General features: G+C 43.9%; 15 protein-coding genes. 14 read left to right on the top strand and 1 reads right to left on the bottom strand.

Going from position 1 to position 13,282, the window contains the following annotated elements; genetic code table 11:
- Positions 1-508: 508 nt before the first annotated feature.
- Positions 509-1,456 carry a 23S rRNA pseudouridine(955/2504/2580) synthase RluC gene (gene rluC / locus ACF8CV_RS23300; RefSeq protein ID WP_025505949.1) on the top strand — a complete coding sequence of 316 codons (948 nt, stop codon included), beginning with the start codon at positions 509-511 and terminating at the stop codon, positions 1,454-1,456.
- 96 nt (positions 1,457-1,552) lie between these two features.
- Here the strand turns inward: rluC and ACF8CV_RS23295 are convergent, their stop codons facing one another.
- The gene (locus ACF8CV_RS23295) at positions 1,553-2,134 is read right to left on the bottom strand and encodes a nucleoside triphosphate pyrophosphatase (protein ID WP_005461585.1); all 582 of its coding nucleotides are present in this window, start codon (positions 2,132-2,134) and stop codon (positions 1,553-1,555) included.
- Between the two features lie 149 nt (positions 2,135-2,283).
- Between ACF8CV_RS23295 and yceD the strand changes: the two genes are divergently transcribed.
- The 13 genes from yceD to ACF8CV_RS23230 all read left to right on the top strand — a co-directional run bounded on the left by yceD (position 2,284) and on the right by ACF8CV_RS23230 (position 12,935).
- Positions 2,284-2,808: a 23S rRNA accumulation protein YceD gene (yceD, locus tag ACF8CV_RS23290; RefSeq protein ID WP_005461584.1), complete on the top strand. Its 525-nt coding sequence runs from the start codon at positions 2,284-2,286 to the stop codon at positions 2,806-2,808.
- Between the two features lie 59 nt (positions 2,809-2,867).
- Positions 2,868-3,038 carry a 50S ribosomal protein L32 gene (gene rpmF / locus ACF8CV_RS23285; RefSeq protein WP_005396978.1) on the top strand — a complete coding sequence of 57 codons (171 nt, stop codon included), beginning with the start codon at positions 2,868-2,870 and terminating at the stop codon, positions 3,036-3,038.
- A gap of 10 nt (positions 3,039-3,048) precedes the next feature.
- Complete coding sequence (plsX, locus tag ACF8CV_RS23280) at positions 3,049-4,074, top strand: phosphate acyltransferase PlsX (protein ID WP_005490633.1); 1,026 nt, start codon at positions 3,049-3,051, stop codon at positions 4,072-4,074.
- A 5-nt stretch (positions 4,075-4,079) separates the two neighbouring features.
- A complete protein-coding gene (locus ACF8CV_RS23275) occupies positions 4,080-5,030 on the top strand; it encodes a beta-ketoacyl-ACP synthase III (RefSeq protein ID WP_005490641.1) in 951 nt (316 codons plus the stop codon).
- A gap of 76 nt (positions 5,031-5,106) precedes the next feature.
- Complete coding sequence (gene fabD, locus ACF8CV_RS23270; protein ID WP_015297035.1) at positions 5,107-6,030, top strand: ACP S-malonyltransferase; 924 nt, start codon at positions 5,107-5,109, stop codon at positions 6,028-6,030.
- A gap of 34 nt (positions 6,031-6,064) precedes the next feature.
- The gene (gene fabG / locus ACF8CV_RS23265; RefSeq protein ID WP_021449845.1) at positions 6,065-6,799 is read left to right on the top strand and encodes a 3-oxoacyl-ACP reductase FabG; all 735 of its coding nucleotides are present in this window, start codon (positions 6,065-6,067) and stop codon (positions 6,797-6,799) included.
- A 245-nt stretch (positions 6,800-7,044) separates the two neighbouring features.
- Positions 7,045-7,278, top strand: a complete 234-nt coding sequence (gene acpP, locus ACF8CV_RS23260) for an acyl carrier protein (RefSeq protein ID WP_004406112.1) — start codon at positions 7,045-7,047, stop codon at positions 7,276-7,278.
- 93 nt (positions 7,279-7,371) lie between these two features.
- Positions 7,372-8,622, top strand: coding sequence for a beta-ketoacyl-ACP synthase II (gene fabF, locus ACF8CV_RS23255; RefSeq protein ID WP_005482767.1), 1,251 nt, complete (start codon positions 7,372-7,374; stop codon positions 8,620-8,622).
- Positions 8,623-8,729: 107 nt separating this feature from the next.
- Positions 8,730-9,548 (top strand): aminodeoxychorismate lyase, encoded by an 819-nt coding sequence (gene pabC, locus ACF8CV_RS23250; protein ID WP_138937587.1) that lies wholly within the window; start codon positions 8,730-8,732, stop codon positions 9,546-9,548.
- Entirely contained in the window at positions 9,545-10,561 is a 1,017-nt protein-coding gene (gene mltG / locus ACF8CV_RS23245; RefSeq protein WP_138937586.1) for an endolytic transglycosylase MltG, read from the top strand. The genes pabC and mltG overlap by 4 nt, the downstream gene beginning before the upstream one ends.
- On the top strand, positions 10,558-11,190 hold the full coding sequence (tmk, locus tag ACF8CV_RS23240; RefSeq protein ID WP_005490472.1) for a dTMP kinase: 633 nt from the start codon (positions 10,558-10,560) through the stop codon (positions 11,188-11,190). Before mltG ends, tmk begins: the two co-directional genes overlap by 4 nt.
- Before the next feature lie 24 nt (positions 11,191-11,214).
- A complete protein-coding gene (locus tag ACF8CV_RS23235) occupies positions 11,215-12,177 on the top strand; it encodes a DNA polymerase III subunit delta' (RefSeq protein WP_138937585.1) in 963 nt (320 codons plus the stop codon).
- Entirely contained in the window at positions 12,168-12,935 is a 768-nt protein-coding gene (locus ACF8CV_RS23230) for a TatD family hydrolase (protein ID WP_031415743.1), read from the top strand. Before ACF8CV_RS23235 ends, ACF8CV_RS23230 begins: the two co-directional genes overlap by 10 nt.
- Positions 12,936-13,282: the final 347 nt, after the last annotated feature.

Genomic DNA, 13,282 nt, shown 5'->3' with positions numbered 1-13,282 from the left:
CTTCAGTCATCACAAATCTATTTTGGTTTCTGTTAGAAACGTAGACTTGTAACCCGCTATTTGGGCGGTAGGTACTCAACGTGAATATGCGAGGAGTAGGGTGGCAAGAGTGTTGAATTCAATGTGTCTTACGCCAATGCAGCACCTGAGCTTCAACCTTCTACTCACATTGCTTGAGGACAAATGATTGGTAGTGAATAAAATATAACCAAACCTTCCTTAGCAGCTGTGAACTATAGCAGTGCGCGTGGATATCAGCAATCTGCTTTAGCGCAAACGATGGAAAATTTGCCGCTAAACTCAAACTTTCCAATTTATAACTGGCTGTTAAATAAGCGATTGAATCACGTAAACTTCCAAAGACAGAAAACAAAACCCGAACAAGGGAAAGGGTTTTAATAATCTAAACAAAAGGTTGGCGTATTTCGGAGCAGATTCTCGCAACAAGTGTTTCTTTTGCAGCAAGAATAATGTGAAGTCACGCGGATTTACGTTTACAATAGCGCGCATGAGCGAGATAAGAACACAAGTCCAGTTCGTTGATATCGACGAAGACATGGCGGGTCAACGCATTGATAACTTCTTGCGTAACCAATTAAAAGACATTCCAAAGAGCATGATTTATCGAATCGTGCGTAAGGGTGAAGTGCGCGTGAACAAAAAGCGCATCAAAGCCGAATATAAACTAAAAGCTGGCGACCTAGTCCGAATTCCACCTGTAACGGTTGAGAAAAAGGAAGAGGATGTCGCACCAAGCACGAAACTTAATAAGGTTGCTGAACTAGAACATATGATCATTTATGAAGATGATCATATGCTGATTCTGAACAAACCGTCTGGTACAGCAGTGCATGGTGGTAGTGGCTTGAAGTTTGGTGCAATTGAAGCATTAAGGGCATTGCGTCCACAGGCACGCTTCCTCGAATTGGTTCACCGTATTGACAGAGATACCTCGGGTATTTTACTGGTTGCTAAAAAGCGCTCGGCGCTTCGCCATTTGCAAGCGCAGTTTCGTGAAAAAACGGTGAAGAAGTTTTACTTCGCCTTAGTGATGGGGCAATGGAAAAGCAGCTGTAAAGTTGTGAACGCCCCCCTACTTAAAAATGAAGTGAACAGTATTGTACGAGTGAACCCAAACGGTAAGCCATCGGAAACGCGTTTCAAAATTCTTGAGAAATTTGAGCAAGCGACGTTGATTCAAGCCAGCCCAATTACGGGGCGTACTCACCAAATTCGTGTGCATACTCAGTACTCCGGACATCCTATCGCATGGGATGACCGTTACGGAGATAGACGTTTTGATGCCTACACTGGTCAACTTGGATTGGACCGTTTGTTTTTGCATGCCGCGAACATTAAGTTTCAACATCCGTCTAATGATGAATGGATGGAAGTTAATGCTCCGATGGAATCCAAACTAGAGAAAGTGCTTGTTGGATTAAGAAAGGCAAACTGAACGCATTTAATATAAACAAAGGGAGCTCTAGCTCCCTTTTTACATTTGACTTATATATATTAGGTTTCAAATGATGAGTAGAGGCGTTGATTAAACTTACAAGATCTCGAAGCCTTGCTTTTGCAGCATATCAATCAAATCAATCAGAGGCAGGCCAACGAGAGTGTTTGGATCTTTGCCGACTAACTTTTCGAACAAACAAATTCCCATCCCTTCGCTTTTGAAGCTGCCAGCACAGTAAAACGGTTCTTCTCTGTCGACGTAACGTTCAATTTGTTCACGGTTTAAGTTTCTAAAATGCACTTCAAAAGTGTCGTAGCCAACTTCAGTCAGATTCGTCACCGAGTTATAAACCGCCAGTCCGGTATAGAAAGTGATGGCTTTACCACTTTGAGCAAGTAATTGATTGATAGCATTTTCACGATTTAGAGGTTTGCCAACGATTTTTCCATCAATTACGCAAACTTGATCGCTGCCGATGACCAAACTTGGTTTTTTAATAGAGCAAGAGGTTGCTTTGTTTACGGCTAAGCGCTGCACTAGATCCAGAGGAGCTTCACTCTCATACGGCGTTTCATCGCAGTCAGGAGATAAACAAATGAACGGGACTGAAAGCTTTTCAAGCAGTTGTTGACGAAAAGGGGAGGTTGAGGCTAAAACCAGTTGGTAATTTTTCATTTTGAATTACAATTCACGCAAGCATTTCCAATAGGATAATCGATCAAAATTGATTATGGCTAATGCTCTGTATGTTAAGCGTAAAAAAGTACAACTTTTTTGCCTTTTTCTTTGACTAATTTTGATTTGGAAGATAATATTCGCGCCCTATGCAAAAGGTAAAAATACCGCGAACGGTTGATCCAGCAAAGTCCGCACAGAAACGATTAGATTACGATGGCATCATCCAAGCTAGTCTTTTCAAGCGCTTAGCGGAAGCAACTGAAGGCGTAAAACGCGACGCAGAAGTCTCATTGTCATTTGAGATAGATGAACAGCGACTTGTTGTTATCTCTGGTAAAGCTAACATCGAAGTCGAATTAGAGTGTCAGCGTTGTAATGAGGTATTCACACACGCGTGTGAAGTTGAATTCCTTTACACTCCTTACTACGGTGAGAAGACGGAAGAGGAAGCACCAGAAATTTATGATTTGGTAGATCTAAATGAGTACGGTGAATTAGACCTTATACAACTGGTTGAAGACGAGTTCATCTTAGCATTACCTCAAATTGCGATGCACGATGAAGCGGATTGTAGCGTTGATTCAAATAACATGGTTTTTGGTGAGCTTCCTGAAGAAATTGAGGAAAAGAAACCGAATCCATTCGACGTTTTGAAAAATCTGAAAAAGTAACTGGTGTGGTAGCCGCTTCTTCTTTAGGTTTTTAACCCAATAGTATAGGAGTAGGGTCAATGGCCGTACAGAAAAACCGTAAAACTCGTTCTAAGCGCGGTATGCGTCGTTCACACGATGCGCTAACTACAGCTGCACTATCTGTAGACGCGACTTCTGGTGAAACTCACCTACGCCACAACGTAACTGCTGAAGGTTACTACCGTGGTCAAAAGGTTATCAACAAGTAAGGTTGAACCTTTGCAAAGTATTACCGTTGCACTTGATGCAATGGGCGGGGATTTCGGTCCACGCGTAACAGTGCCTGCCGCCGTGCAGGCACTGTCTCATTTCCCAGAGCTAAAAGTGATTCTTATAGGTGATCAAAGCCTGATCACATCTCAATTATCTCAACTCGGTACCTCTACCAGTTCCCGCTTGACTATTCTTCATAGCGAGAAAGTTATCTCGAACTCAGAAAAACCGTCTTTAGCATTACGCAATAGTCAAAACAGTTCTATGCGTATGGCAATTGATCTGGTTTCTGACCAAGAAGCGGATGCTTGTGTAAGTGGCGGCAACACCGGCGCATTAATGGCGCTGTCGCGATTTATCCTCAAGTTGCTTCCCGGTATAGAGCGGCCTGCTTTAGTTTCAGCTTTACCCACCATCAGTGGCAAACGTACTTGGATGTTAGATCTTGGTGCGAATGTGTCTTGTGACGCAGACAGTCTGTTTCAGTTTGCCGTGATGGGCAGTGCATTAGCAGAAGAACACCTATGTCGTCCTCCTCGCGTTGCTGTACTTAATATTGGTGCAGAAGAAATTAAAGGGAACGATTTAGTTAAACGCTGTGCAGAAATGCTTTCTCAAACCGACGCTATCAATTTTGTTGGTTATATTGAAGGTAATCAAATTTTGCATGACGTAGCCGATGTCATCGTTTGTGATGGATTTGTTGGCAACGTATGTTTAAAAGCCAGCGAGGGAACAGCACAACTTTTTATCGAAAAACTAAAAACCAGCATGATGGCATCGACGATAAAGGGTTGGATTGCTAGAAAGTTGTTTTCTCGGCTATTTAATGAACTAAAAACACTGAACCCCGACCAGTATAACGGCGCAAGTTTGCTAGGATTGCGCGGCATTGTCATAAAAAGCCATGGAAGTGCGGATGTATCTGCGATTGTCAATGCACTTGGCGAGGCAGTACACGAGGTCAAACGACAAGTACCAAGCCGTATTAGCGATCGTTTGGAAGCGGTTTTACTCGAGAGGCATTATTAGTCTTCATGTATAGCAAAATTTTAGGTACTGGCAGCTACCTGCCATCTCAAGTGCGTACTAACGCAGACCTAGAGAAAATGGTAGATACAAGTGATGAGTGGATCGTAGCTCGTACTGGTATTAAAGAGCGTCGAATTGCAGCAGAAGACGAAACTGTTGCGGACATGGCATTCTACGCAGCTGAAAACGCTATCGATATGGCCGGCATTGATAAAAATGATATCGACCTAATTATCGTTGCTACCACGAGCAGTAGCCATACTTTCCCTTCATCTGCGTGTCAGGTGCAGGCAAAGCTTGGCATTAAAGGTTGTCCGGCTTTCGACTTAGCCGCTGCTTGTTCTGGTTTTGTTTACGCATTGTCTGTTGCGGATCAACATATCAAATCAGGTATGTGTAAAAACGTATTGGTGATTGGTGCAGATGCACTGTCTAAAACGTGTGATCCAACTGACCGTTCAACGATCATTTTGTTTGGTGACGGTGCGGGTGCAGTTGTTGTTGGTGCAAGCCAAGAGCCTGGCATTATCTCTACGCATATCTACGCGGATGGCCAATTTGGTGATTTATTAAGTCTACCTGTACCAGAGCGTGGTAAAGATGTTGATAAATGGCTTCATATGGCTGGTAACGAAGTATTCAAAGTTGCGGTAACTCAACTGTCTAAACTCGTTAAAGATACGCTTGAAGCAAACGATATGCACAAGTCTGAGCTAGACTGGCTAGTGCCGCACCAAGCGAACTACCGTATTATTTCAGCGACGGCGAAAAAACTGTCAATGTCACTAGACCAAGTTGTTGTCACATTAGACAGACACGGTAACACGTCGGCAGCAACAGTTCCGACAGCGCTTGATGAAGCGGTTCGTGATGGCCGTATTAAGCGTGGACAAACGTTGCTACTTGAAGCATTCGGTGGCGGTTTCACATGGGGCTCTGCTCTGGTGAAATTCTAAGTTTCGCGAGAATTCAAAATTTAAGGTGCACTCACGTGCATCTTATTTCTTTTTACATTGCTTAAAGGAAAACAACATGAGCAAGTTTGCTATCGTATTTCCAGGTCAAGGTTCTCAAGCTGTAGGTATGCTTGCTGATCTAGGCGAACAATATGACGTAGTAAAACAAACATTTGCAGAAGCATCTGACGCACTAGGTTACGATCTATGGGCGCTTGTTCAAAATGGCCCTGCTGAAGATCTAAACCAAACTTTCCGTACTCAGCCTGCATTGCTTGCTTCTTCTGTCGCTATTTGGCGCGTATGGCAAGAGCTTGGTCTAGAACAACCAGCAAACCTAGCGGGTCACAGTCTCGGTGAATACTCAGCGCTTGTGTGCGCTGGCGTGATTGACTTTAAAGAAGCAATCAAATTGGTTGAACTACGTGGCAAGCTAATGCAAGAAGCGGTTCCTGCGGGTACTGGCGCAATGTATGCAATCATCGGTCTAGATGATGATGCGATTGCAAAGGCGTGTGAAGAAGCAGCGCAAGGCGATGTCGTTTCTCCAGTAAACTTCAATTCTCCTGGTCAAGTTGTTATCGCAGGTAGTAAAGATGCAGTAGAGCGCGCTGGCGCACTGTGTAAAGAAGCTGGCGCGAAACGTGCTCTTCCTCTTCCTGTGTCAGTGCCTTCACACTGCGCGTTAATGAAACCAGCAGCTGATAAACTAGCAGTAGCGCTAGAGTCTATCGAATTCAACACACCACAACTTCCAGTTATCAATAACGTTGATGTGGCAGCTGAAACTGATCCTGCAAAAATCAAAGACGCGCTTGTTCGTCAGCTATACAGCCCAGTTCGTTGGACTGAAAGCGTACAGCTAATGAGTGAACAAGGTGTAGAAAACCTTCTTGAACTTGGCCCGGGCAAAGTTCTGACAGGTCTAACAAAACGTATCGTGAAAACACTAAGTGCAGCAGCAGTTAACGATGTGGCGTCGTTAGAAGCCGCTAAATAATTCTTTCACGATAAGAAAAGGAAAACACAACATGATGAATCTAGAAGGTAAAATCGCTCTAGTGACTGGCGCAAGCCGTGGCATTGGTCGTGCGATTGCTGAGCTTCTTGTTGAACGCGGTGCCACCGTTATTGGTACCGCAACGTCTGAAAGCGGCGCGGCTGCGATCAGCGAATACCTAGGCGAAAATGGTAAAGGTTTAGCGCTTAACGTCACTGACGTTGAGTCTATTGAAGCAACACTAAAAACCATTAACGATGAGTTTGGTGCGATCGATATTCTAGTGAATAACGCAGGTATCACTCGCGATAACCTACTAATGCGCATGAAAGACGATGAGTGGAACGACATCATCAACACAAACCTAACGCCTATTTACCGTATGTCTAAAGCGGTTCTGCGTGGAATGATGAAAAAACGCGCGGGTCGTATCATCAACGTAGGTTCTGTTGTAGGCACTATGGGTAATGCGGGTCAAACTAACTACGCAGCAGCAAAAGCGGGCGTGATTGGTTTTACCAAATCAATGGCTCGTGAAGTGGCTTCTCGTGGCGTAACTGTTAACACAGTTGCACCTGGTTTCATCGAAACTGACATGACTAAGGCGCTAAATGACGACCAACGTGCAGCAACGTTGGCGAACGTGCCAGCTGGTCGCTTGGGTGATCCTCGTGAAATTGCATCAGCAGTAGTTTTCCTAGCTTCACCTGAAGCCGCTTACATTACTGGTGAAACTTTGCATGTAAATGGTGGCATGTACATGGTTTAATGCACAGTTCGTGCAAATTTAGCTATTTTACATTGTGAAAAATAGCCTATAGTTGCAATTAACTGTCATGAACTTGTCATGCTTATGCGCAAGATTTGTGCATGATTTAAGTCAAAAATGTATTGAAATTCGGTTAAATTCGCTAATTTTGTGGTTTGACCAGCAAGGACCCCCTTGCAACTTTCAATAGTTCGAATAAACTACGGAATCATCGCATTAGGCGAAATCTGTAAAGGAAAAGAAAAATGAGCAACATCGAAGAACGCGTAAAGAAAATCATTGTTGAACAGCTAGGTGTAGACGAAGCAGAAGTTAAAAACGAAGCTTCTTTCGTTGATGATCTAGGTGCTGATTCTCTAGACACTGTAGAACTAGTTATGGCTCTAGAAGAGGAATTCGACACTGAGATTCCTGATGAAGAAGCTGAGAAGATCACTACTGTTCAAGCTGCAATCGACTACGTAAACAGCGCTCAGTAATTATCTCTCCCAGGCGGTCTCCTAGACCGCCTGTGTTCTTTCTAACTTCTTCTATCCTCTCATAGAAATATTCAATTCCCGGAGAATTATATCGTGTCCAAGCGTCGTGTAGTTGTCACTGGCATGGGTATGTTGTCACCGGTAGGCAACACAGTAGAATCATCTTGGAAAGCCCTGCTTGAAGGTAAAAGCGGTATCGTAAATATCGAGCACTTCGATACTACGAACTTCTCAACTCGTTTTGCAGGTCTTGTTAAAGATTTCGATTGCACAGAGTACATGTCTAAAAAAGATGCTCGTAAAATGGATCTATTCATCCAGTACGGCATTGCAGCGGGTATCCAAGCGCTAGATGACTCTGGCTTACAAATTACCGAAGAAAACGCGCCTCGAGTTGGTGTTGCAATCGGCTCAGGTATTGGTGGCCTAGACCTCATTGAAACTGGTCACTCAGCACTGGTTGAGAAAGGTCCTCGCAAAGTTAGCCCATTTTTTGTTCCTTCGACCATCGTAAACATGGTTGCGGGTAACCTGTCTATCATGCGTGGTCTTCGTGGTCCAAACATCGCGATCTCTACTGCATGTACTACAGGTCTACATAACATTGGCCACGCTGCTCGTATGATTGCATACGGTGATGCAGACGCGATGGTTGCTGGTGGTGCAGAGAAAGCTTCTACGCCTCTTGGTATGGCAGGCTTCGGTGCTGCTAAAGCACTTTCTACTCGCAATGACGAACCTCAAAAGGCATCTCGCCCATGGGATAAAGGCCGTGACGGCTTCGTTCTAGGTGATGGTGCTGGCGTGATGGTTCTTGAAGAATACGAACATGCGAAAGCACGTGGCGCTAAGATTTACGCTGAGCTAGTTGGCTTTGGTATGTCTGGCGATGCTTACCACATGACTTCACCAAGTGAAGATGGTTCAGGTGGTGCGTTAGCAATGGAAGCAGCAATGCGTGATGCGAACATCACGGGTACTCAAGTAGGTTACGTGAATGCTCACGGTACATCTACTCCTGCTGGCGACGTTGCTGAAATCAAGGGTGTGAAACGTGCTCTTGGTGAAGAAGGCGCAAAACAAGTTCTTGTTTCTTCAACTAAGTCAATGACTGGTCACCTATTGGGTGCTGCTGGCTCAGTTGAAGCTATCATCACGATTATGTCTTTGGTTGACCAAATCGTTCCACCAACGATTAACCTTGATGATCCAGAAGAAGGTCTAGACATTGACCTTGTGCCACACACAGCGCGCAAAGTTGAAGGTATGGAATACGCAATCTGTAACTCGTTTGGCTTTGGTGGTACAAACGGTTCTTTGATCTTCAAAAAGTTCGCTGAGTAAAAATCTCTAATAAGGTTTTAAGACCGCGAAACTTGTATTCTAACGGCTCGATGCTTAGCATTGAGCCGTTTTCTTTTATTTGTCGTCTGTAACCTAAGGGTGTTCTAATGTTTTGGGTAAATGGAGTTCCACAAACACAGGTTTCATTAGGTGACCGCTCTTTTCAATATGGAGACGGTTGCTTTACTACTATCCAGACTAAAAACGGCGAGCTAGAGTATTGGCAAGCGCATGTTGAACGTTTGGAAGCATGTCTCAAAACACTTCATATTCCTTTACCTGACTGGAGTATAGTTTCCGAGTGGGCTCACTTGGCTACCCTGAAAGATGAACACGCTGGAATCAAAATTCACATTAGCCGCGGAATCGGTGGAAGAGGGTACGGCACTAAGGGCATTGAGGGCCCAATGGTGACCATCTCGAACTTTGCATTTCCTGTCCATTATGTCGACTGGCAACAAAATGGGGTGAATCTGGGGGTATGCGAAACCCGTCTCGGAATTCAGCCTTTGCTGGCAGGGCATAAACACAACAATCGCTTAGAACAAGTGCTTGCGAAAGCTGAAATTGATCACTCTAACTTTGCCGATGCAGTGACGTTAAATGTGCAAAATCATGTCATTGAAACTACAATGGCAAACCTTTTTTGGGTTAAAGATAACAAGGTTTATACGCCTAGCTTAAATTTGTCTGGTGTCGCAGGCGTGATGCGTCGCAAGGTGCTTGAATTTTTTGAGGCCAATAATACCGAAGTTGAAGTAGGGGACTTTTCTCTGGTGGAACTGCTTTCTGCGGATGAAGTATGGATGTGCAACTCACTACTAGGTGTTGCACCTGTCACGAGCATTACAGCCGCCAATAACCACAAAACTGTCTTTCCGATAGGAAAACTGACTCAACGACTGCAAGGGAATTTAAATACGTGATTAAAAAACTGTTGGCTTTTGTTGTGCTGATCGCTGTGATAAGCGCAGCAGGGTTTTTTTACGTTGTTTCACAAACAAAGCAATACGTTAACTCGCCAATTTTAATTGAGCAACCTCAACTGTTCACTGTCGAAAACGGCACAAGCTTTCATCGTGTAATGCGCGATTTGGTGAAAGAGAACATCGTAAAAGCGTCTGATTACACTCGCTTAATGCCCCATCTTTACCCAGAGCTTCTTCAAGTGCGAGCCGGCACTTACCAACTCGAGCCAAATGTATCGCTTTACGAGGCGTTAGAGCTACTCAATACAGGCAAAGAACATCAATTTGCCATCACGTTTGTTGAAGGTAGTCGTTTTTCTGAGTGGTTAGAGCAACTTCAAAGCGCACCGTATGTTCAACACGACCTTTTAGGGTTGTCAGAAAAAGAGATGGCACAGAAGCTTGGTATTGAACGTGATAAGCTTGAAGGCTTGTTTTTGGCTGAAACGTACCACTACACCGCTGGTGCGAGCGAAAGTCAGTTGCTAAAGCGTGCACATTCCAAATTAAATAAAATACTGGATGTGAACTGGGACGCTCGTCAGGAGAAGCTGCCTCTCAAAGACAAGTATGAAGCGCTGATCCTTGCCTCTATTATCGAAAAAGAAACGGCGATTGATTCAGAACGTGAACGTGTTGCTTCTGTGTTTGTTAACCGTTTGAATAAACGTATGCGACTTCAAACGGATCCGACCGTTATCTACGGAATGGGGGATGCTTACGATGGTAACATCCGTAAGAAAGACCTACGCACCCCAACACCATACAATACCTACGTTATTAATGGTTTGCCGCCGACACCTATTGCAATGGCCGGAGAAGCCTCTATCGAAGCTGCACTAAACCCAGAAAGCAGTGATTACTTATATTTTGTAGCAAGTGGGACGGGCGGACACGTTTTCTCGAAATCACTTGCTGAGCACAATCGTGCTGTTCGAGCCTATTTAAGAGAACTAAGAAAGAACAAATGATGAAAGCAAACTTTATTGTCGTAGAGGGCCTTGAAGGCGCGGGGAAAAGCACTGCGATTAAAACGGTTTTGGACACGCTCAAACAAGCGGGAATCGAAAACATCGTTAACACGCGTGAACCTGGTGGGACACCTCTTGCCGAGAAAATGCGCGCTTTAGTCAAGGAAGAGCATGAAGGCGAAGAGTTGAAAGACATGACAGAGTTGCTTCTGTTGTACGCCGCGCGTGTTCAACTGGTTGAGAATGTGATTAAGCCAGCGCTTGCAAACGGACAATGGGTTGTTGGCGATCGCCATGACTTGTCATCACAAGCTTACCAAGGTGGTGGCCGTCAAATTGATGCGTCACTCATGAAAAACCTTCGTGACACCACGTTGGGTGACTTTAAGCCCGCATTTACACTTTATATGGATATCGATCCTCGTATCGGTCTTGAGCGCGCTCGTGGTCGTGGCGAGCTAGACCGTATTGAAAAGATGGATATCAGCTTCTTCGAGCGCACTCGTGAGCGTTACTTGGAAATCGCCAATGCTGATCCGTCAATTGTTGTGATCAATGCAGAACAATCGATTGAAGAAGTGTCTCGTGATATTCAAGACGCCTTGAACGAATGGTTGTCTCGCCAGTAAGTAAAAAGCGAATATAGGTTACGCATGTTTAATGATTTTCCTTGGCTAAAGCCAGCATGGGAGAACCTCAAATCTGGGTTGGATTCAGATCGAATTCCTGGAGCTTTATTGCTGCAAAGTAATAAAGGCTTGGCAGTAGAAAAGCTTGTTGAGTTTTTTAGTCATGCACTTCTTTGTCAAAACTACAGCAGCGAAGCTTGTGGTTTCTGCCATAGCTGTCAACTGACGAAATCTCAAAGCCATCCAGATTTGCACTGGATTAGGCCAGAGAAAGAAGGCAAGGCGATTACGGTTGACCAAATTCGCGCTTGCAATCGTCTAGCTCATGAATCTTCTCAGCTGAATGGTTACCGTTTGTTTGTGATTGAGCCAGCCGATGCGATGAATGAATCCGCTTCTAATGCGCTATTAAAAACGCTGGAAGAACCGGGCGAAAAATGTTTGTTTTTGCTGGTCACTCATAATCAAGAAAGATTGCTACCGACGATTCGTAGCCGATGCCAGCATTGGGTTGTGACGCCGCCTTCAACCGATCAAGCTATGCAGTGGATTGGGGAGCAAGGCTTGTCTCAAGTACCGGCTTTCGCGTTGAAACTGAATATGGGTTCTCCATTAAAAACGCTTGAATCGTTGAAAAATGGTGAGCTAGAGGAGTATTCGGCTTTCGAACGTTGTTTGGTTGAAACACTGTTATCTCCGACGTCTGATGTATCCAAATGTGCATCGTTAATGGCAAAAAATCCAGACCAAGCGCTGGATTGGGCATGGTTGTTATTGACGGATGCTCAGAAGTCGAAGTTTGGTGTTGTAGACGAAGGCATACTGCCTGGTGCCGCGAAATTTCAGCCCCATCATTACGATGGGTTGTATGCATCAACAAAGAAACTCATGGAGCTCAAAGCGCAAATGCAAACCTTTCCGGGTTTGAACCTTGAGCTACTATCAATGAACTGGTTAATTGAATCACGAGAGGCATTATGTTCGTAGATTCGCACTGTCATTTAGACAAATTGAATTACGATGATCTTCATATCAATATTGAAGACGTTATTAACAAAGCAAAGCAAGCTAACGTAAAAGAGCTGCTATCTGTAGGTGTTACGTTAGACTCATTTCCTAATATGTTGGAGATGATCGAACCTTACGAGAATGTGTACGCTTCTTGTGGTGTTCACCCATTGGATGTTGAGAGTGCGTTTTCCATGGAGACTTTGCGTCGCCATGCTAGCCACGAAAGAGTCGTTGCTATTGGCGAAACCGGATTGGACTACCATTACAAACCAGAAACAGCGGCGCTTCAAAAAGAGCGTTTTGAACAGCAGGTTGAGTTGGCGGTTGAACTGAACAAGCCGCTTATTATTCACACCCGCAATGCGCGTGAAGATACATTGGACATTCTACGTAATGGTGGTGCGGAGAAATGTGGTGGTGTCATTCATTGCTTTACTGAAGATCTTCCCTTTGCCAAAGCTGCTATGGATTTGGGTTTTTATATCTCGATTTCAGGCATCGTAACTTTTCGTCAAGCAACCGAGTTGAAAGAAGTGGTGAAAGCGTTGCCATTAGAGCGACTGTTGATTGAGACCGACTCACCATACTTGGCTCCAATTCCTCATCGAGGAAAAGAGAACCAACCGGCTTATGTTGTCGAGGTTGCCGCGTATATTGCGCAACTTAAGTCATGTGCACTGTCTGAAGTTGCGCATAAAACCACCGAAAACTTCCGAAATCTTTTTTTGCGATAAAAAATGACATCCGGTATTAAAAAGGAGCGAAAGCTCCTTTTTTTGTTTACAAATACATCAGATGTACTCTTCATTTTAATGTTTACGAAAAATGTTGATTCAATAACATTCAAATTCCACAAATGTAATTTTGTTACTAAAAATAACATTGTTCTGTATTTTATTTACGCCTTAAAATTAATAATATAAATAATAAAACCTTTATAAAACAGTAATATAGGTTAAATGCAAACCTTTTCATTGACCGTTTTTGGGTGTGATCTAAGACTTGTTTTGAAACTAAATTTCGTAACTGTGTGGAAAGTTTGAGGGTCATCAATATATATTTAGAGCCGGAAAATATAATG

It is taken from the genome of Vibrio sp. zbq_1, from assembly GCF_043102935.1.
Classification (GTDB): Bacteria; Pseudomonadota; Gammaproteobacteria; order Enterobacterales; family Vibrionaceae; genus Vibrio; species Vibrio parahaemolyticus.
The sequence above is the reverse complement of the archived record's forward strand: the minus strand, read 5'-3'. Positions and strand labels throughout refer to the sequence as shown.